22 protein-coding genes are annotated in these 21151 nt (G+C 38.1%); 18 read left to right on the forward strand and 4 right to left on the reverse strand.

Annotated elements, in window-relative coordinates; genetic code table 11:
* The first annotated feature begins 81 nt into the window (after positions 1 to 81).
* The 17 genes from atpF (at position 82) to MKY60_RS03655 (ending at position 14385) form a co-directional block, all read left to right on the forward strand.
* Complete coding sequence (atpF, locus tag MKY60_RS03575) at positions 82 to 609, forward strand: F0F1 ATP synthase subunit B (RefSeq protein ID WP_241595151.1); 528 nt, start codon at positions 82 to 84, stop codon at positions 607 to 609.
* A complete protein-coding gene (locus MKY60_RS03580; protein ID WP_090565619.1) occupies positions 606 to 1142 on the forward strand; it encodes a F0F1 ATP synthase subunit delta in 537 nt (178 codons plus the stop codon). The genes atpF and MKY60_RS03580 overlap by 4 nt, the downstream gene beginning before the upstream one ends.
* 27 nt (positions 1143 to 1169) lie before the next feature.
* Entirely contained in the window at positions 1170 to 2678 is a 1509-nt protein-coding gene (atpA, locus tag MKY60_RS03585) for a F0F1 ATP synthase subunit alpha (protein WP_090565617.1), read from the forward strand.
* Positions 2679 to 2722: 44 nt separating this feature from the next.
* Complete coding sequence (locus MKY60_RS03590; RefSeq protein ID WP_090565615.1) at positions 2723 to 3583, forward strand: F0F1 ATP synthase subunit gamma; 861 nt, start codon at positions 2723 to 2725, stop codon at positions 3581 to 3583.
* A 34-nt stretch (positions 3584 to 3617) separates the two neighbouring features.
* The gene (gene atpD / locus MKY60_RS03595) at positions 3618 to 5033 is read left to right on the forward strand and encodes a F0F1 ATP synthase subunit beta (RefSeq protein ID WP_090565613.1); all 1416 of its coding nucleotides are present in this window, start codon (positions 3618 to 3620) and stop codon (positions 5031 to 5033) included.
* 24 nt (positions 5034 to 5057) lie between these two features.
* Positions 5058 to 5462 (forward strand): F0F1 ATP synthase subunit epsilon, encoded by a 405-nt coding sequence (locus MKY60_RS03600; RefSeq protein WP_093493840.1) that lies wholly within the window; start codon positions 5058 to 5060, stop codon positions 5460 to 5462.
* 243 nt (positions 5463 to 5705) lie between these two features.
* On the forward strand, positions 5706 to 5942 hold the full coding sequence (locus MKY60_RS03605) for a DUF1146 family protein (RefSeq protein WP_090565609.1): 237 nt from the start codon (positions 5706 to 5708) through the stop codon (positions 5940 to 5942).
* Between the two features lie 319 nt (positions 5943 to 6261).
* The gene (murA, locus tag MKY60_RS03610; protein ID WP_090565608.1) at positions 6262 to 7557 is read left to right on the forward strand and encodes a UDP-N-acetylglucosamine 1-carboxyvinyltransferase; all 1296 of its coding nucleotides are present in this window, start codon (positions 6262 to 6264) and stop codon (positions 7555 to 7557) included.
* A gap of 523 nt (positions 7558 to 8080) precedes the next feature.
* Positions 8081 to 9025 carry a stage II sporulation protein D gene (gene spoIID / locus MKY60_RS03615; RefSeq protein WP_241595153.1) on the forward strand — a complete coding sequence of 315 codons (945 nt, stop codon included), beginning with the start codon at positions 8081 to 8083 and terminating at the stop codon, positions 9023 to 9025.
* A gap of 31 nt (positions 9026 to 9056) precedes the next feature.
* Positions 9057 to 9719, forward strand: coding sequence for a M23 family metallopeptidase (locus MKY60_RS03620; RefSeq protein WP_090565604.1), 663 nt, complete (start codon positions 9057 to 9059; stop codon positions 9717 to 9719).
* 68 nt (positions 9720 to 9787) lie between these two features.
* Complete coding sequence (locus MKY60_RS03625) at positions 9788 to 10060, forward strand: sporulation transcriptional regulator SpoIIID (RefSeq protein ID WP_090565602.1); 273 nt, start codon at positions 9788 to 9790, stop codon at positions 10058 to 10060.
* 205 nt (positions 10061 to 10265) lie between these two features.
* Positions 10266 to 11258, forward strand: coding sequence for a rod shape-determining protein (locus MKY60_RS03630; RefSeq protein ID WP_093493847.1), 993 nt, complete (start codon positions 10266 to 10268; stop codon positions 11256 to 11258).
* Between the two features lie 74 nt (positions 11259 to 11332).
* Positions 11333 to 12172: a flagellar hook-basal body protein gene (locus MKY60_RS03635; RefSeq protein WP_241595157.1), complete on the forward strand. Its 840-nt coding sequence runs from the start codon at positions 11333 to 11335 to the stop codon at positions 12170 to 12172.
* Positions 12173 to 12216: 44 nt separating this feature from the next.
* Entirely contained in the window at positions 12217 to 13056 is an 840-nt protein-coding gene (locus MKY60_RS03640) for a flagellar hook-basal body protein (protein ID WP_241595159.1), read from the forward strand.
* A 24-nt stretch (positions 13057 to 13080) separates the two neighbouring features.
* Complete coding sequence (locus tag MKY60_RS03645) at positions 13081 to 13359, forward strand: DNA-directed RNA polymerase subunit beta (RefSeq protein WP_241595161.1); 279 nt, start codon at positions 13081 to 13083, stop codon at positions 13357 to 13359.
* 25 nt (positions 13360 to 13384) lie between these two features.
* Complete coding sequence (gene fabZ / locus MKY60_RS03650) at positions 13385 to 13825, forward strand: 3-hydroxyacyl-ACP dehydratase FabZ (protein ID WP_090565592.1); 441 nt, start codon at positions 13385 to 13387, stop codon at positions 13823 to 13825.
* Positions 13826 to 13977: 152 nt separating this feature from the next.
* A complete protein-coding gene (locus MKY60_RS03655; protein WP_093493854.1) occupies positions 13978 to 14385 on the forward strand; it encodes a hypothetical protein in 408 nt (135 codons plus the stop codon).
* 609 nt (positions 14386 to 14994) lie between these two features.
* Here MKY60_RS03655 and MKY60_RS03660 read toward each other — a convergent pair.
* Complete coding sequence (locus tag MKY60_RS03660; protein ID WP_093493856.1) at positions 14995 to 15423, reverse strand: YwpF family protein; 429 nt, start codon at positions 15421 to 15423, stop codon at positions 14995 to 14997.
* A 257-nt stretch (positions 15424 to 15680) separates the two neighbouring features.
* Between MKY60_RS03660 and MKY60_RS03665 the strand changes: the two genes are divergently transcribed.
* Positions 15681 to 16079, forward strand: coding sequence for a single-stranded DNA-binding protein (locus tag MKY60_RS03665; RefSeq protein ID WP_241595163.1), 399 nt, complete (start codon positions 15681 to 15683; stop codon positions 16077 to 16079).
* An 88-nt stretch (positions 16080 to 16167) separates the two neighbouring features.
* Here the strand turns inward: MKY60_RS03665 and MKY60_RS03670 are convergent, their stop codons facing one another.
* From MKY60_RS03670 to MKY60_RS03680, 3 genes are all read right to left on the reverse strand, one after another.
* The gene (locus tag MKY60_RS03670) at positions 16168 to 18879 is read right to left on the reverse strand and encodes a DEAD/DEAH box helicase (RefSeq protein WP_241595165.1); all 2712 of its coding nucleotides are present in this window, start codon (positions 18877 to 18879) and stop codon (positions 16168 to 16170) included.
* Entirely contained in the window at positions 18876 to 20456 is a 1581-nt protein-coding gene (locus MKY60_RS03675; RefSeq protein ID WP_241595167.1) for a hypothetical protein, read from the reverse strand. Before MKY60_RS03675 ends, MKY60_RS03670 begins: the two co-directional genes overlap by 4 nt.
* Before the next feature lie 141 nt (positions 20457 to 20597).
* Positions 20598 to 20996 carry a helix-turn-helix domain-containing protein gene (locus MKY60_RS03680; protein WP_241595169.1) on the reverse strand — a complete coding sequence of 133 codons (399 nt, stop codon included), beginning with the start codon at positions 20994 to 20996 and terminating at the stop codon, positions 20598 to 20600.
* Positions 20997 to 21151 lie beyond the last annotated feature (155 nt).

Raw genomic sequence — 21151 nt, forward strand, 5'->3', positions numbered from 1 at the left:
ATATGAACTAGAAAACAATGATCACTATTTAAATAATAGAAGCAAGATCTCTTATTAGCGTTTGAAAGGAGTGAAACAATCGTGTCTTTTGATTACCTTGTACTTGGTGCTGGTGGCCATGGCGATGGGTTGAATACTTTGGATATTTTTGCAACATTATTCTTCTTCATCTTACTTATGGTTCTATTGAAGAAAGTAGCTTGGGGTCCACTTATGGGGATTATGACTCAACGTGAAGAGTTAATCGCAAGTGAAATCGCAGCAGCTGAAAATAGTCGCCAAGAATCACAGCGTTTACTGGAAGAACAACGTGACTTACTTAAAGAAGCACGTACGGAAGCTTTAGCGATTGTAGAAAATGCGAAAAAGCAAGGCGATGCATCTCGTGAGGAAATTATCACAACTGCTCGTACTGAAGCTATCCGTTTGAAAGAATCTGCTATCCGTGAAATTGATACAGAAAAAGAAAGAGCGATTGCAGCAGTACGTGAAGAAGTCGTTTCACTTTCAGTACTTGCAGCGTCGAAAGTTCTTGAAAAAGAAGTTTCGGAAGAAGATAATCGTGCGCTAATCGAGGCAACGATTGCGAAGGCAGGCGAGGTTAATTGAGTAATTCAACTGTAGCTAAGCGTTATGCAATCTCTTTGTTCGAGTTAGCAACAAAAAAGAATGAAGTACAAGCAGTCGAAAATGATTTACGTGAACTTAAAGTTGTTTGGAATGGTAACAAAGATGTGAAAACTTTATTCACTTCTCCAAAGTTATCTCTAGACAAGAAAAAAGAGTTGGTACGTCAAATTTTTGCTAATGCGAACCCTATTGTTATCAATACACTTTTAGTGCTAATTGATAAGAAGAGATTAGCAGAAGTATCCGACATTATTTCTGAATTTATGATTCTTTCGAATGAAGCACAAGGTATTGCTGAAGCGAAAGTATATACTACACGTGCACTTACAGAAGAAGAACGTGCAAACGTATCATCTGCATTTGCTAAAAACGTAGGTAAACAATCTTTAAATATTCAAAACATTGTAGATCCATCAATTATAGGTGGAATGCGTGTTCAAATCGGAAACCGCATTTACGATAGCACTCTAAGTACTAAATTAGATCGCTTAAAACGTAACTTGATCGGTTAATATTATGAATTATGAGAGGTGACATACATGAGCATCAAAGCTGAAGAAATCAGTGTCTTGATTAAGCAGCAGATTGAGAATTACGAATCTGAGATGAAAGTTAGCGACGTTGGTACGGTAATCACGATTGGTGACGGTATCGCGCGTGCTCATGGCCTCGACAATGTCATGGCTGGAGAGCTTTTAGAATTCTCAACTGGTGTTTTAGGTATGGCGCAAAACTTGGAAGCCAACAACGTTGGTATCGTTATCCTTGGACCATACTCGGACATCAAAGAAGGCGATGAAGTACGTCGAACAGGCCGTATTATGGAAGTTCCAGTTGGTAAAGAATTGATTGGCCGCGTTGTCAATCCACTTGGCCAACCAGTTGACGGACTAGGTCCTATAGCAACTACAAAATCTCGTCCAATCGAAAGTCCTGCACAAGGGGTTATGGCACGTAAATCTGTACATGAGCCACTTCAAACAGGTATTAAAGCGATTGATGCACTTGTACCAATCGGACGTGGCCAACGTGAGTTAATCATCGGTGACCGTCAAACTGGTAAAACATCAGTTGCAATCGATACTATTCTTAACCAAGCAGACCAAGATATGATTTGTATCTACGTTGCTATTGGTCAAAAAGAATCGACTGTACGTAATGTAGTAGAAACACTTCGTAAAAAAGGTGCTTTAGATTACACAATCGTTGTAACTGCATCTGCATCACAACCAGCTCCATTACTTTACCTAGCTCCTTACGCTGGTGTAACAATGGCAGAAGAATTTATGTTCGAAGGTAAGCATGTATTGATCGTGTATGATGATTTATCTAAACAAGCAGCTGCATACCGTGAACTTTCATTACTTCTACGTCGTCCTCCAGGCCGTGAAGCATATCCAGGGGATGTATTCTACTTACACAGCCGTTTACTTGAGCGCGCTGCGAAGTTAAATGAAACACTTGGTGCAGGTTCAATCACTGCATTACCATTCGTTGAAACGCAAGCTGGAGATATCTCTGCTTACATTCCAACAAACGTAATTTCAATTACAGATGGTCAAATCTTCTTACAATCTGATTTATTCTTCTCGGGTGTACGTCCAGCGATTAATGCCGGATTATCCGTATCTCGTGTAGGTGGATCAGCACAAATTAAAGCAATGAAAAAAGTTGCGGGTACACTACGTCTTGACTTAGCTGCATACCGTGAACTTGAAGCATTCTCTCAATTTGGATCAGATCTTGACGCTGCAACACAAGCTAAACTTAACCGTGGTGTGCGTACAGTAGAAGTATTAAAACAAGACTTGAACAGCCCGATTAAAGTGGAAAAACAAGTAATGATTTTATATGCTCTAACACGTGGCCATTTAGACGATATTCCAGTGAAAGATATTACTCGTTTTGAAGCAGAACTTGGAAGCTGGTTAGATTCAAACCACACAAATGTTTTAGATCATATTCGCACGACTAAAGACCTTCCTTCAGATGAAGATTTGAGCAATGCAATTTCTGCATTCAAAAAAACTTTCGCTATATCTGAATAATTCCTTTGTCTAAGTGAAAAAAACAATAAGGTGGTGAAATACCAGTGGCATCATTACGCGACATTAAAAGTAAAATTACGTCAACAAAGAAAACAAGTCAGATAACAAAAGCTATGCAAATGGTTTCTGCTTCTAAATTGAACCGTGCGGAGGAAAATGCGAAAGCATATGTTCCCTACATGTCGAAAATTCAAGAAGTAGTTGGTGCAATTGCATCAGGTACTAGTGATAGTGGACATCCAATGTTAACTTCTCGTCCTGTTAAAAAGACTGCATATCTTGTCATCACAGCTGATCGTGGTTTGGCTGGCGCATATAACAGTAATGTTATTCGTGCTGTAGCTAATGCAATAGCTGAAAGACATTCTTCAAAAGAAGAGTATGTAATCTTCGCAATTGGTCGTATGGGACGTGATTTCTTCCTAAAGCGTGGTTCTAACGTAATTGGGGAAGTAGTCGGCTTACCAGACCAACCTGCTTTTGCTGATATCAAAGAAGTTGCGCACAAAGCTGTTGGTATGTTCACGGATGGTACATATGATGAACTTTATATGTACTATAACCACTTTGTCAGTGCTATCTCCAGTGAAGTAACGGAGAAAAAGGTACTGCCACTTACGGATATTGCAGTAGAAACAGGCACAACTGCTTCTTATGAATTTGAGCCTTCACCTGAAGCAATTCTAGAAGTATTACTTCCACAGTATGCGGAAAGCCTGATTTTCGGTGCATTACTCGATGGTAAAGCCAGTGAGCATGCTTCTCGTATGTCTGCGATGAAATCCGCGACAGACAATGCAGCTGATTTGATCAGCAATTTAACATTAGTATACAACCGAGCACGTCAAGCAGCAATTACGCAAGAAATTACGGAAATTGTCGGCGGCGCAGCGGCATTAGAATAGTTTTAGATAGAAAGTAAGACAGGAGGGAACAGTAGTGAACAAAGGACAAGTACTACAAGTAATGGGTCCAGTTGTTGACGTTAAGTTTGACAACGGCCATTTACCAGCTATCTATAATGCACTAACTGTAGCGATTGAACGTCCAAACGAAGCGCCTACAACTTTAACATTAGAAGTAGCGTTACACTTAGGAGATGACTCAGTTCGTACTATTGCAATGTCATCTACGGACGGCCTTAAGCGTGGTACAGAGGTATTTGATGCTGGTACAGCAATTTCTGTTCCAGTTGGTGATGTAACTTTAGGACGTGTTTTCAACGTACTTGGTGAAGTTATTGACTTAGGGGAAGAAGTACCAGTTGGAGAACGTCGTGATCCAATTCACCGTCAAGCTCCAACATTTGAAAACCTATCTACAGAAGTTGAAATTCTTGAAACAGGTATTAAAGTAGTAGATCTATTAGCTCCTTATATTAAAGGTGGTAAAATCGGTCTATTCGGTGGTGCCGGTGTAGGTAAAACAGTTCTTATTCAAGAACTTATTAATAACATTGCTCAAGAGCATGGCGGTATTTCTGTATTCGCTGGTGTTGGAGAGCGTACGCGTGAAGGAAATGACTTATTCCATGAGATGAGTGATTCAGGCGTTATTAAGAAAACAGCAATGGTATTCGGTCAAATGAATGAACCACCTGGCGCACGTATGCGTGTTGCTTTAACTGGTCTTACAATGGCAGAATATTTCCGTGATGAGCAAGGTGCAGACGTACTTCTATTCATCGACAATATCTTCCGTTTCACGCAAGCAGGTTCTGAGGTTTCAGCACTTTTAGGTCGTATGCCTTCAGCTGCTGGTTACCAACCAACACTTGCAACTGAAATGGGTCAATTACAAGAGCGTATCACGTCAACAAACACTGGTTCAGTTACATCTATCCAAGCGATTTATGTACCAGCCGATGACTATACGGATCCAGCTCCAGCAACAACATTCGCTCACTTAGATGCGACTACAAACTTAGAACGTAAATTATCTGAGATGGGTATTTATCCAGCGGTTGATCCTTTAGCTTCTTCTTCACGTGCGCTTTCTCCGGAAATCGTAGGTCAAGAGCATTATGATGTAGCACGTCAAGTGCAATATACGTTACAACGCTACAGAGAGCTTCAAGATATTATCGCAATCTTAGGTATGGATGAATTAGGAGATGAAGACAAGCTAGTAGTTAACCGTGCTCGTCGTATTCAGTTCTACCTATCTCAAAACTTCCATGTTGCAGAACAATTTACAGGTCAAAAAGGTTCATACGTTCCAGTTAAAGAAACTGTAGAAGGATTCAAACAAATTCTTGATGGAAAATATGACCATTTACCAGAAGATGCATTCCGTTTAGTTGGACGCATTGAAGAAGTTGTAGAAAAAGCGAAAAGCATGGGCGTAGAAGTATAATAAATCGGACCAGGAGGTAAAAATATGAAGACACTTACAGTCAATATTGTCACTCCCGACGGCCCGGTATACGATTCTGAAGTAGACATGATTATCGCGAAAACAGCATCTGGTGAAATCGGTATTTTACCTGGCCATATTCCAATGGTTGCACCACTTGTAGCAGGTGCAATAAAATTGAAAAAAGAGGCAAAAACAGAGTACGTAGCAGTAAGCAGTGGTTTTGTGGAAGTTCGACCTGAAAAGGTGTCGATCTTAGCAACATCAGCTGAGGTTGCTTCAAGTATCGATTTAGCTCGTGCTAAAGAAGCGATGAAACGTGCTGAAGAACGTCTTCAAGGTAAATCAGACTCGGTTGACTTCAACCGCGCTGAGCTTGCCTTGAAACGTGCGATGAATCGTATCAACGTTCATGAGGGTAATATTTAAGCTTATTTCTTTTTATAGGATAATCTTAATGCCTCTGGCGAAGCGACAGAATTTGAAAGGCAATTTATCGTGTTAGTACGAAAGTGGCTTGGAGGATAATTGGTCTATGGAAATGTATATGACATAGGCTAATATCCTTGCACAACTCTTAGCTAAATGCCTAGGCGAATTTGATTTAAATGAAGCGGGCAGAATTAAATTCTGTCTGCTTTTTTTACTATTGCCTAAAATAGGAGGATTATCATGGGATTATTAAATAGTGAACAAGCACTAATTGCTATACTTGCCAATATCTTTTTTATTGGAATATCTTTCTATGCGTTACAGGCACTAATGATGGACAAAATAATAAAGAAAAATCGTGTATTTCAAGCACAACTATTTTATATTTTAACTAGTATTATGATTGGCTCAATAGTTGCAAACTTTTTCTTGAATTTAACGAGTTGGTCAAACCAATTGCCATTCTTATTCGAGTGAGAAGATCCTATATGCTCATGCAAATTATGGAAAAGTTTGTATGAGCATGTAGAATCTTCACGTATTTCCTGGGAAATTTTTTATTTAAACAGGTTTACCTGCATATGCTAGGGGTATTTTAAAATTATCTACACGAAAAGACTGGGTAATACGTATAATAGAACAAGAAAAATTATGGAAAAGGTCAAAAATAGTGTTTTAGATGCTTGTATATAGTCTAATTACATTGTATGATGAATATTGTTTTGAATACCTAAAATTGACATCATACATATTCTTTTATATAAAGCAAATGGATAATGAACGCGGAGGGAAAGTAGTGGACAAAATCGTTGTAAAAGGTGGCCAAACGTTAAACGGGAAAGTACGAGTAGAAGGTGCGAAAAATGCAGTCCTACCAGTATTAGCTGCAGCTCTACTTGCGACTAAAGGCAAAAACGTTATTAAAGATGTACCAACACTTGCAGATGTTTTGACAATAAATGAAGTATTGAAAAGTTTAAATACAGAAGTCAGTTATAATCCAGAAAAGAATGAAGTTATCATTGATTCACAAAAGAAATTATCAAGTGAAGCCCAATTCGAGTATGTGCGTAAAATGCGTGCATCTATACTTGTTATGGGTCCTATTTTAGCGAGAAATGGATTTGCTCGAGTAGCACTTCCTGGAGGTTGTGCAATAGGCTCACGTCCTATTGATCAGCATTTAAAAGGTTTCGAAGCAATGGGTGCAGTAATATCCTTTGGACATGGATTTGTTGAGGCAACTACAAACGGACGACTTAAGGGAGCCAAAATTTATTTAGACGTTCCAAGCGTAGGCGCAACAGAGAACATTATGACTGCTGCAGCATTAGCAGATGGTACAACAATTATTGAAAATGCAGCAAAAGAACCTGAAATTGTCGATTTAGCTAACTTTATCAACGAAATGGGTGGAATGGTAAAAGGTGCAGGAACCGACACAATTCGTATTGAAGGTGTGGAAGAACTACACGGCACAGAACACCATATCATACCAGATCGTATCGAAGCTGGAACATTCATGGTTGCTGCAGCAATAACAAAAGGTAATGTACTCATTGAAAATGCAGTACCTGAACATATGACAGCACTTATATCTAAAATGCAAGAAATGGGCATTGAAATTACCGAAGAGGAACAAGGTCTTCGTGTTCGCTCTGAAGGAAATCTAAAATCTGTGGACATTAAAACGATGCCGCATCCAGGTTTCCCAACAGACATGCAATCCCAGATGATGGCATTGATGATGACTGCTCACGGAACAGGAATCATAACGGAAACAGTTTTCGAAAATCGCTTCATGCATGTGGAAGAATTCCGCAGAATGAATGGTAACATGAAAATCGAAGGACGTTCGGTCATTATGGAGTCCCCATCCGATTTACAAGGTGCAGAAGTTGCAGCGACAGACCTTAGAGCGGCAGCAGCACTTATCATAGCTGGTTTAGTTGCAGAAGGAATCACACGCGTTACAGAGCTTTATCACCTAGATAGAGGATATGTCGATTTTGACAAAAAATTAGCAGCTTTAGGCGCTGATATTGAACGCATCGGTAGCGAAACTGCTGAGAAAAAAGTTCAATTGGTTTAATACTATATGTAAAGCACTACGCATGTATACATGTGTAGTGCTTTTTTCATTTTCCACAAATTGCAATTTTTGTCGAAATTAGCCGCTCCGCAAGTAAATGGACCATAAGAGCAAGTAACTTAGAAAGTAGAGCAAGTAAAAGTCCGATAAACGCAAGTAAACTAAATACGAGAGCAAGTAAATGATTAGGAAGATGTGATCTCACCTTATATATATTTCAAACAGATGGGCGATGTCCACATATCCAATGGTTAACTTCAAATTGACATTCTAAATGGATAAATTTTACGTTTCGCAAGTAAATCAAGATTGAAAGCAAGTAAACGAACGAGGAGGGCAAGTAACTTATAACAAACAGCAAGTATGTTCCTATGGAGCGCAAGTAAAGCACATTCGAAAGCAAGTAAACGTTTCTCACTCTTAAATTAGACATCGTTTTTTATCTCTCTGAGTACTTACCTTATAAATAGTTTATCTCCTAAATAAAATCATGAGCCCGTCCAAACGAGCATATAGTATCTCTATGAAACAAAACATACTCTTTATAATCTTATGCGTAGCCCTCTTGTTTTTACCGTTTTTATTAATAAAAGAAAAAACAACACAAGAAGAAACGGTGCCAGCGCCAACATCGGAACTCGAAATTGCTTGTCCAATACTAATCGAAGTGAAAGGGGTTAAGGAGAAGATTCCATTAGAAACTTATGTTCTTGGAGTGGTGGCAGCTGAAATGCCGGTTACGTTTCATGAAGAGGCATTGAAGGCACAATCTATAGCAGCAAGGACATATGTATTAAGAGATACGAATTACGGTCAAAAACCAATAGATAAAACAGTATTAAAACAAGTTTATGTTGGTGAGAAAGATCGGAAAAAGAAGTGGGGGGATTCCTTCGCTCAATATGAGGACAAACTTAAAAAGGTGATTGACGCGACAGAAGGGGAAATTATCGTCTACAAAGATCAACTAATCACAGCGATGTTCTTTTCTTCCAGCAACGGTCAAACGGAAAGTGCGGAAAATTATAGTGGGAATGTGATTCCTTACTTAGTATCTGTGCCAAGTAAATCGGAGGAAATGTATGCTCCAAATAGGACAAAGCGATTTGAATTCACACATGGGGAATGGTCGAAAGCATTTAATATGAAATGGAATTCAAACATACCTAAAACTATCAAAGTACTAAAGACAGATACGAACCGAGTAGAATCGGTTGAAATGAATGGAAAATCGTGGACAGGCCGAGAAGTTCGAACACTCTTGGGTCTACCCTCTACTGATTTCACCATAACGTTTCAATCTGATAAAGTAGTAGTAGATACAGTAGGATATGGCCATGGGGTAGGGATGAGTCAGTATGGTGCCGAGGTACTCGCCAACGAATCTGTACTGGCTGCGGACATTTTACTTCATTACTATAAAGGTACAGAAATAAAAAAATTCTCACCATGTTTAAAATCTCCTTGATTTGCAAACAATGCAAATAGAGGTGATGAAAATGAGAGAAGAACAAAAGAACAATACTTCTCAGAAGAAGAACAATAACCCGAAAAAGCCATGGTTTTGGCCACTAATTTATGCCGGATTTTCGGTAGCTTTTGTAGGTATGATTTGGGGCTACAATGTGTATGTCAGTGATGATTCTGTCAAGGATTCAGAATGGACAGATGCAAGTAAGGACCCCGATTCAGTAACGATTGAAACCAATGCCCAAGCAGAATCGATGAAATACCCTTTTAAAGAGACTCTGCTAGATAGTGTTGAAATCGTACAGCATTATTACGATATGGAAGCAGATGAGTCGACTCGTGAAAAGTCGATACTCGTATTCGATCATAGTTATGTGATGAATACTGGTGTATCTCTATCTATGAATAGTGAGCCATTTGAAGTAGTTGCTGCAATGAGTGGAAAAGTAGAGGAAGTCAATTTAGATCCATTTGTTGGGGATGAAATCGTCTTGTCACATGCAAATGGTATGGTAACTAAATATCGCTCTGTCACTGGTATTCTAGTAAAAGCTGGAGACGTTGTAGAACAAGGTGATTCGCTTGCAACGGCAACAGAAAATGAATGGAACCCGACTGCTGGTGTTCATTTACAGTTTGAAGTACTACAAGATGGTGTTTTAGTAAATCCAGAGACCTTACTAGCATTTTGATTCATAATAGCTAAGACGTATGCATAAATTGATGGAAAGTGTTCCTTTACTAACGAAAGGAAGAGTTAGTGCACGAAACGATTCGTCATAGATGCATACGTTTAGGTGAGATGGTCATTGAGACCAAAAAAACTGTCCGTGCTATCGCAAGCACAACCGGTCATTCCAAAAGCACTGTGCACAAGGATTTGACGGAAAGACTCCACTTAGTAGATCCGCTTCTGGCAAAAGAAGTAAAAGAAATTTTAGCGTATCATAAATCGGTCAGGCATTTACGAGGTGGAGAAGCGACGAAAAGAAAGTGGAAAACGAAAAAAGAAGATAGAAGAGGTCGTGATTAGTAATTGATCACGGCTTTTTCTTATTCATTAGCAAATATTTAGTTGCACAATTACTAGTAGTTTAGACACGAATTACATACCATTTTTTCTCAAATATTATTGCTAAATAAAGTGTAATTCAATTAAAACTATGATAAAATATAAAGTTAGAGACGTATCGATTAATATACATAATGTGTTTAGCTGGGAAGGAGAAACAACAGTAATGTTTGCAAAGGATATTGGAATTGATTTAGGTACAGCAAATGTTTTGATACATGTAAAAGGAAAAGGGATAGTTTTAAACGAACCCTCTGTCGTTGCTATAGATAGAAGTACAAAAAAGCTACTTGCGGTTGGTGAAGAAGCTAGAAAAATGGTCGGGAGAACTCCAGGAAATATCATAGCAATTCGACCACTAAAAGATGGTGTTATTGCTGATTTTGACGTGACGGAAGCAATGCTAAAGCATTTTATCAATAAATTAAATGTTAAAGGATTTTTATCAAAACCTCGCATTTTAATCTGCTGTCCTACAAATATTACTAGTGTAGAGCAAAAAGCAATACGCGAAGCAGCTGAGAAATCTGGTGGGAAAAAAGTCTATCTAGAAGAAGAGCCAAAAGTAGCCGCAATTGGAGCAGGGATGGATATTTTCCAACCAAGTGGTAACATGGTTGTCGATATCGGTGGGGGTACAACAGATGTTGCAGTACTTTCCATGGGCGATATTGTAACAAGTGAATCGATTAAAATTGCAGGAGATGTTTTTGATAATGACATTCTTCAGTACATTAAAAAAGAGTACAAGCTTTTAATCGGGGAACGTACTGCTGAAAATATTAAAATTTCAATAGGAACCGTTTTTCCTGATAGTCGTCACGAGGAGATGGACATTCGTGGACGTGATATGGTGACAGGCCTTCCTAGAACGATAACTATTAAATCTGATGAAATAGAAAAAGCCTTGAAAGAATCCGTTACGGGTATTGTACAGGCTGCAAAGAATGTGTTAGAAAAGACACCGCCTGAGTTGTCCGCAGATATTATTGATCGCGGAGTTATTATAACAGGGGGGGGAGCACTTTTACATGGTATGGATCATTTATTGATGGAAGAGTTAAAAGTACCGGTATTTGTAGCTGAAAACCCAATGGATTGTGTCGCAATAGGAACTGGGATTATGTTAGATAATATTGACAAAATATCAAGAAGATAAATGCGAAGTGTCTACGGAGTGCAAAAAAATACCCGTATACTAAGTTTGCATTAAACTGAAGTGGAGGCTCTCTTATGTTTCGCGGATTTAATACAGTTGCATCAGGAATGATTGCACAACAGCGTAGAACAGAACTTTTAACAAACAATATGGCTAATGCAAACACACCGGGATTCAAGGCAGATCAATCTACGATTCGCTCGTTCCCAGATATGCTAATGTCCAGACTAGGACCTACTCAAATTCCTACAAAAGATCCTATTACCGGGAAATATATTTCTGAAGTTGGTGCAATTAGTACGGGTGTATACATGCAAGAAACAATGGCATTAATGACACAAGGACAACTCCTGCAAACAGATTTAAATACAGATATTGCATTAATCGATGGTTCATTACCAGTTGATGAAGAAACTGGGCAAACAGGAGCAGTATTTTACCGTTTGCAGCATCCCACTGAAGGGGAAGCATATACCCGAAATGCAAATTTTACGTTAGACGGTGAAGGATATTTAACTAATCCCCAAGGTCTGTATGTATTGGATTCCGAGGGACAAACGATTCAGCTACAAAATGATGATTTCCAAGTAGACTCAAGTGGTCAGATTTTTGTTGACAATGCTTTAGTAACTCGAATTGGTGTATCATTTTCTACGCAACCTAATAGACTCGTAAAGCAGGATAACGGTTTATTCCAAACAGTAGACGGAACTGACCTACCATCTGCTTATGGTTTAGATAATGTTACTTTTTCGATGCAACAGGGATATATCGAAGGTTCAAATGTGGACACTGCTAGAACAATGACAGATATGTTAACGGCTTATCGTGCATTTGAAGCAAACCAAAAAGTACTGCAAGCATACGATAGAAGTATGGAGAAAGCTGTTAACGAAGTGGGCCGTGTGAATTAAATATAGCTATTTCAATCTTTAACAACGAAAAGAGGTAGGCTTAAATGCTACGCACGATGATTACAGCGACAAATACAATGTCGCAACTACAAAGCCAAATAGATATTATAGGGAATAATCTTTCCAATACTGGTACACATGGCTACAAAGCTAAAGATGCTAAATTCCAAGAATTATTATACCAACAATTTAATAATGATAAATTAGATAGAGTAGAACGAGATTCTCCTACAGGAATTCGTTATGGCGTTGGTGCAGCACTTGCACAAACACAAATGAACTGGAAGCAAGGTAGTCTCCAATCTACAGACCGCGATTTAGACTTTGCTTTTCAAGAGCCAAAGCAATATTTTAACGTGCTTATGCCAGATGGCGTAGATGGTCAGCAGACAGCCTATACTCGTCAAGGTGCCTTTTATGTATCACCAATGGAAAATGGAGAGCTTATGTTAGTGAACGGTGATGGTTATCCAGTCGCAAATTCAGATGGACAAGTAATTACCATTCCTGATGGTGTTAAGGATTTCTCTGTAAATGAAACAGGAATTCTTACAGCAACTTATCCAGATGGTACTACACAACAACGTGAATTAGCAGTTTCTGTACTTCAAAAGCCGAATGCAATGGAGCATTTATCTGCAACATATATTGCCATGCCTGATAACCTAGAAGAATTAGGTTTAAATGCAGAAGATATTATGACAGATCTTTTAGGTGCAGATCGTGGAGAAATAGCTATGGCAAATCGTATGTTAGAGTTGTCAAATGTGGATACATCTAAAGAGATGACGGATCTTATGACAGCGCAACGTTCTTATCAGTTCAATGCCCGTTCCATTACAATTGCGGACCAAATGCTGGGTCTTATTAATGGCATTAGATAATTATTTGTGTAAGGAGTTGTGTTTATGACAGAAGAAAGTAAAATTTCTGCTAGACAACAGCGAAGATTAGAAAAGAAACAAGAAAAGGTACATGAACAAGCAACATCAACTGGAACAACCAAATGGGTCCAGATCCGCATGTTCCCAATATGGTTGCGTATACTACTGGTAATTCTATTTATTGCTGGAGCAGCTATGGCAGGTCTAATGATTGGCTATGGCGTACTAGGTGATGGTGAACCAATGGACGCATTAAAATGGGATACTTACCAGCATATGATTGATATTAAAGATGGCAAATAATAATGATCTTTTGGAGGATGATTCCATGTTAACAACAGAGCAAGTTCAAGCAATTTTACCTCACCGTTATCCATTTCTTATGATAGATAAAATTCTAGAAATTGAAGAAGGAAAGCGTGCGGTAGGATTAAAAAATGTAACGATTAACGAAGATTTCTTCAATGGTCATTTTCCAGGATATCCAGTAATGCCAGGAGTACTGATTGTAGAGGCTCTTGCTCAGGTAGGAGCAGTGGCTGTTCTTCAAATTCCAGAAAATAAAGGAAGACTTGCTTTCTTTACTGGAATTGATAATTGTCGTTTTAAACGACAAGTGAAGCCAGGAGACCAATTAAAACTAGAAGTTGAATTGACAAAACTTCGCGGAGCTATGGGAAAAGGCCACGGAATCGCAACAGTAGATGGAGAATTAGTTTGTGAGGCAGATATATTATTTGCCTTAGGTCCAATAGTCAATAACGACTAATAGTAGTTTTTCACATTTTTTTCAACTTATACTCTATATTATATCTTGCAAAAACAGGCATAAATGCCATAGGATAGTTCCTTTTTTCTTGGATAACCTATCGTAAGTCACAAAAAAGTGATGACGATATCTAAGAAAGGAGGAATTTTTTTATGTGGAAAAAAGCCGTTCCTGCTGTAGCTTTATGCTCTTTTTTATTAGTTGGGTGTAATAATACAGATGATGCCATCCCTGACAACAATGAAACTCCAATGGAGGATGTGCGAAACGATGTAAATACACAATCGCCAACCACAGATAACGGAATGAATGATGGTGGGAATGGGACCTTAGACAATGGAACCATGAACGATGGAACAAACAATAACGGAATGAATAACGGTTCAATTGAAGGTCAACCAGGTATCAATGATAATGTTGATGGTGGGAATGGTACTGGCGGTGCTGGATCAGGTACAGGAGATGGAAATGTACCAAATGCAGACGGTAAATGGATTAAGGAACCAAGCACTGAACACGATGATGACGAAATGACAAACGATAAAGACAATAATTTATAGTAATTGAAAAAGATGCTGGCTCCTAAAATTAGGGTCAGCATCTTTTTTCGTTCTATAATTTATAATGTTGGTGATGGAACTTCACTAACTATTTTAAATAGAAAACAAGTGAAGCTCCCCGTAGAACTAAAGTCGTCGAAAACCATCATCTTGGAGGGAACCCACTTGTCAATTACTAAAGATATTAGAATGCTCATTTCAAGACTCAAAATTAAATCACTTTAAAATTCAAGCCAGTTGAATCTGATTTAAGACAACCACACTTAGAAGTAGCTTAGTCTGCATTTTTAGGTTATAAGCTTTCACTCAATTTAAAGTACACTTAAGGTTTCTTGGAGTGAAAGATGGCGACTCCTGTGGGAACAGCGCGTGCTGAAGACCCCACAGGAGCGCGGTTTTCGCGATGAGGAGGCTGAAGCCGTGCCCGCGGAAAGCGCCATCTGTAACGGAAAGAAACAGGGTATTCGATTCACTATAAAAAAAGATTGTTTAGAAAGCCAGTTTCTCTGACATTCTAATCTGCCTTAATATAATTCAATGATCATCAATTCAACATTTAAAATTGTTCACCAACGTTATTTGACAAAGAACCCTTTTTTATTGATGATTTTATTGATCTTTCTTCAAGGCAGGGCGAGTTTTCATATCATTTTCAAATTTAGAAAGTAAATCTTCGCCAGTTAATCCTTCCTCGATTAGTTCTGATAGCAATGATTCAGCGTATTTTCTTCTAACTCGTTTCAATGTACCCCTAAGCAAAACGGAAAGGTGATTGCCAATTTGTTTAACAGAATAGGTTACCACTTCAAAATGAGCCGGTTCGTTTTCTGGATAAGAGATAATAACTTTAACATCATATACCTTATTAGAAGTTTTTAATTCATTAAAATAGTTTTCGTATTTTTGATCAGTGAATAGTTCTAATATCCAGGAACGGCTAGAATTTTCCTGGTTAATCACGATGCCATCCTCTATTGTTATTGGAACTTCTTCATTTTCCGAAATAATACTGACTGATATCATTTTGAATGTTTTCATGCACAAATCCCCTTTGGAAAAGCATTAATTAGTATCCATTATAACATAGTGACTTAGGTGGAAAAAATAATAGGCTAAACTACAAAAATAGCAAATTGAAAAATTAGAAAAGCTGATATAGAAGTAATTTATAAGAAAGTAGATTTCAAGAAATCTATTTTGTACTTTAAAAGGACTTTAAAATTGAATTGTGAGCTTTTGCCAACAATTTAAACTGCCAGTATGATAGGGCTAACTTTAGAAAAGGAGGTGACAGATTGAACACTGTTTCGATAATCGGACGTATGACGAAATCTCCACAACTAAAGCATTTGTTAGAAGGGAGGACGCAAACTAGTTTCGTAGTTGCGGTGAATAAAAGCTATAAAAGTGATGAAGCGGACTTTGTGTTATGTACGATTTGGGGGAAGCTCGCTGAAACAACCGTCAAGTATTGTGGTAAAGGGTCTCTTGTAGGGATAACAGGTAGGCTTAATACAAGATCGTATGAGAAGGCAGAGGGAGAGAGGGTATTCGTTACAGAAATAGTTGTGGAGGACATCCGATTTTTAGCAACAAAGAAACGAGATGAAGAACTATCAGTACAACAGACAAATAAGAATAATGAGAGTGATTTTGAATTTCCAGTAACACCACCAAACCAACTACCAGTTTAATGATTGATAAGGCCGCAATCTTATTCAATGATTATCAAAAGAGTTAACCCTGACCGAAATTTTCTTGGTCAGGGTTTTAATAAAACTATTAGAGAGACAGTGTAAGCAACTCTTTTATGTCATTATCCGACATTTCAGTGATCCATTGACTAGAATGTATTAACTCTTCCGATAGCGACTGTTTTTCAACTAAGAGTTTATCAATCTTTTCTTCAATCGTTCCGATCGTAATGAACTTATGGACATGAACAAAGTTTGTTTGTCCGATACGATATGCACGATCGGTTGCTTGGTTTTCTACTGCAGGATTCCACCACCGGTCGGCATGGAGCACATGGCTTGCCGCAGTTAAGTTTAGGCCAGTTCCACCAGCCTTTAAAGATAACAGGAATACGGGAAACTCATTTGCTTGGAATGCTTCCACCAAATGATCCCGTTGATTTTTAGGCATGCTACCAGTCAAAAATGGGGCATCTATTTCATATAACTCTGTTAAACAATGCTGTAGTAAATGTCCCATCCCGATATACTGAGTAAAGATTAGACATTGCTCACCACGTGCTGCAATTTCTCCAGCAAGTGTAACAATTTGAGCTAGCTTCTCGGAACGTTCAAGCATATCCTCGGCATCATCAAAGGGCTCTTTTAAATAGAGAGCAGGGTGGTTACAAAGCTGCTTCAGCTTGCTTAGCATTTTCAGAATGAGACCCTTCTTCTCAAAACCAGTCAGTGTGTCAAGCTTACTAACAGTTTCTTGTATAAGTGATTCATACAATGCTGCCTGCTCTGTAGTAAGTGCACAGTACTCTCGTTGTTCCAATTTTTCTGGTAAGTTAAGCTGAAGCTCAGGATCTTGCTTCGTTCTTCTTAATAGGAAAGGCTGAATTTTAAGTCTTAATTTATGTTTCGTTGCGTCAGAATTATCTCGTTCAATAAGTGCTATATAATTTTCTTGGAATTTACGGAACGAACCTAAATAGCCTTTATGAATAAAGTCAAAGATAGACCATAGCTCTGATAATCTATTTTCCACAGGTGTACCAGTTAGCGCAATATGATGCGCACCTGCTAACCTTCGAATAGCACGTGATTGCTTTGTATGCATATTTTTAATGTTCTGTGCTTCATCCAGCGTAATACTAGTCCATACGATTTCAGAAAGCGAATCAACATCTTGCATAGCAGTTCCAAAAGTAGTGAGTACAACATCACATGTCATATCAATTTCTTTTGTTCGAGAAGAACCGTAGTGTGTCTGCACTTTAAGTGAAGGTGCAAACTTTGCTATTTCTTTTTGCCAGTTTCCTAACACGGAAGTAGGACAAATTATCAGCGAAGGTGTTGGCTGCTCAGTATTTTCATGGACATGCAGTAAGTAAGATATCAACTGTACTGTTTTTCCTAACCCCATATCATCTGCAAGGCAAGCTCCAAACTTTTCATTTCTCATGAAGACGAGCCATTCTAATCCTTGTTGCTGGTAAGGGCGTAAAGTCGTCAACAAATTAGGAGAAATCTCCACGGAAGGGAAACCTTTTTTCTCCGAGAGCTGTGTCATAATCGTTTGCAATGATTTCTGCATCTCAAATTCAAATAACGGATCCACATCAGTTTCTTCTTCCTCATCAAGTGCAAGTGCAAGTTCTTCAGGAATTTCGCGAAACAGCAATTCTTTCACAGTCCAATTCTCATCCTCTGATTTTCTTATAAGCTCTCGAACTTCATGCATCCAAGCGGAATCAATACGGAACCATTCATTGCCAGCCTGTATAAAGGAACGATTTTCATTGACCATCTGTTGAAACTCATCGGCTGAAATTTCCTGTCCGTTCAAAGAAAAACTCCAGTTAAATTGTAGTATTTCATTTAGACCTGCAGTAGTTTTATATGAATTGGCCGTTTTAGCGACTGTTTTAACACGCATTTTTGTGTCTTTTACCGCCTTCAGCCAAGCAGGAAGAACAATCTCAAATCCGAGTGCTTGCAGTTTCACTAAGTCATCACGAAGAAACATCCTCACTTCTTCATCAGTTAATGTAGAAGAATAGAATGTTTTTGGATTCGTTTGATCAATTGAAGAAATAAGAGAAAACATTTTCGACTGTGTTTCCTCTATAAAATCACTAAATTCAACCCATTTATCTGGAAGAGCTTTACTAATGGATAATGATTTCTTTCGGTATGCTGGTGTCCAGTATACACTGCTTTTTTTTCCTCGAACTACCGTTTCTAACAACCATGTATCTTCCATAGCTTCTGGTTCTGACAATCTTAGTGCGACTAATAAGCTTGGATGAGTAGCCTGAGATTTGATTGGCCAGCCACCTTGTTGGAAAAACGGTATAAGGGGTTCTATGTCTTCCATAGATAGCCCAGCTTGGAACAGCTTTTGTTTAACAGCATTAACAAGAAGCATTTGCCCACTATCATCTATTGGAGCAGTAACTTTTAGGTCATTTCCTTCTACGTTTATGAAATTCCATAAATCAGGAGTTGCCCAAACTTTTGCTGTATCTTTAAATGTTTCTAACCATTTATTTGAATCTTCATTGACACCGTCAAATAATGTGAATGGATTCATTTTTCTAGAAAAAAGTTCAACTAATTCAACAGGAGAAGCGATAAGTGCATTATCCTCAATTTGAGCATTGAGACCGAAAAAGCTTTCTCGGTGGTTCAAATATAAGGATGGCACCCACTTCTCTGCCGGTATATTTATCGAAACTAATCGAAACTGTCCGTTTTCTAACGGATGAATATTTAAAGAAAATTCTTTTGTAATAGATAAAGGCTGAGTCATAATGGTAGGTTTCCTTTCTCTATTTCTTGTTGCAGTGCACGAAGACGGCGATACTTTTCGCGAACATTTTCGACGTAAGCATTCCAATAGTCAGTGTCATTCGATTTCTTAGCAACTTGTTTCATTTTTTTCCAGATTCGAACAGCTTGTTTGTAGCTATAGCGATTTTTTTCTTGAATGAAACGCATTGCATAGTCATGGTAAAGTGGAAGTAAAACATCTGGAGCCTCTTCTTTAATAATAGATAGGCCACATGTTTCCGCATATTCTATTGAGGAATTAGCCGATTGATGGAGAGCCATCCAATCGTAGTAACGCTTTTCCTTAATGAGTAGGTTCGAATAAGACTGTAGGCCATACAGACCAAATGATTGATATACTTTTTCTAACTCCGTAGGCTGTAATTGAACCATCTCAAATAATAGCTCTAAACGACGAATGAGCATAACACGAGATGGGTTTAGTATTACCTCGTTTAAGTAATAAGAAACATGAGGTAGTAGTTTTCGAGCTAGGTTAGTACCTAATTCTTTTTTGCCAGTCTGAAGTGCCTTTTCACATACTTCTACCCACTCAAGTAGCTGGTTTCCTTCCATTTTTTCCGCAGCTAACAATAGCTCATCGGTCATGGACAAGGTTAAGTAAAAGTATGGTAGCACCATATTTAATGGCATATCATCTTCTATAGTCTCCAGTGCCTCTAAATATTTTACTTCCTTCATTCTTGTATTCTTGTCTGTTACGAGCGCATCCCAAAAGGAAAGATATACTTGCTTTCGATAGTGTACAAGGTTTTCCATATCGAAGTAAAAATGATGAACTCGAACCATTATTTCTTCGTAAAATGGATCTGCTGCGAACATACGAGGCTTCGATGATAGTTGGTTTAAATGATCATTCAGCTCCGCAAGGTATTCGTTTAAAAAATGAAGGACTCGATTTTGCATATTCGACTGAGCAAGAGGTTCAATATATGGCCAGGACTTGATGAGTATAGAAAGTTCCACATACACGTCAAAAATAGGTTGCCACTCGCGTTCAAATGGACGAGACTTCCGAATTTGAGATTTCAAATCATGAATAGCAAATTCAAGTAAATAAAAACTAGTAGGTGGGTAATTAGCAATAAATTTACGGAAAAAGTTTTCAACAATAATATCCCAACTTCTTGGACTACGTTCATCTTTTAGCAAAGACAATTGGACCTGGTCTGCCTGCGAACGCCATTCAGAAATCCAAGTAGACAAAGAATCATTTTGTTGATACAAATAAAAAACAGCTGCCACAATATGTCTACACGGCTTATGTATAGGACATGGGCAGTGAAAGTTATCTTTTGAGATATGATAGTTCACTTCAATATTTGTAACATCGCGTATCGTAAAATCGACCCGATGTTCCTGGGGTAAATAATTAGTAATAGAAACAGCACCGTTACGCACAAAAAAAGCGGCACGACGGACAAGCTCCTCATCGTCCAATAAAGCAGGATGTAGCTTCTTCGCAATCGTATCCATAGACTGGTGAATCTGTTTATTATAATGGGTTGCAAGTTTTTGATAAGAAGTAGGGTTCAAACGGATCTCTCCTAAGAAAAAAGGCTTTCCTTCCATTATACGTATAAAGCTTGCTGATTAAAAGCCGAACCTAAAACAATTTGACTAAAAGGATAGTAATAATAGAAAAAGCCTTTACTTATCATGATGTAAGTAAAAGCTTCAATCTTTATTTAGTCGATTTAAAATGTATTTTCTTCGGTCTTTGTCATTTTTGGCAAAATTAACAATATCCATGGTAAAATCCCGATATTCTTTTAAGTGAATTATTTCCTTCACATACTCTTCTTGAAAAGTTTCTATGTATCTTGTTTTACTCTCCTTAGCCTCCAAAATAGGATCATTGCTTTTATAGCGTTTATCTTGGAGCATATATAAAAATTGATCATCTGGGATATTATATTTGTCTTTTATCTTCATTAATAACTCAATGGAAATACCAAGATCACCTTTTTCATATTTTGATAATGCTGAGTGATCAATGCCTAGAATTTTAGCAGCTTCCATTTGTGTTATGTCTAGCTTTTCACGATAAGCACGCAACTGCTCTCCAAATGCCATATTCATCCCCCCATATACAATGCTACGATAGCGAAATTAGGAGCGCAATGAATGAAAATCGCTAAATTGGAGATATTCGTAAAAAGCACAAGTAAATATAGTATAAGATATATACATCGAATAACATAAATGAGAAATATAGGAATAAATACAAT

Source organism: Psychrobacillus sp. FSL K6-1415 (genome assembly GCF_038003185.1).
Lineage (GTDB): Bacteria > Bacillota > Bacilli > Bacillales_A > Planococcaceae > Psychrobacillus > Psychrobacillus psychrodurans.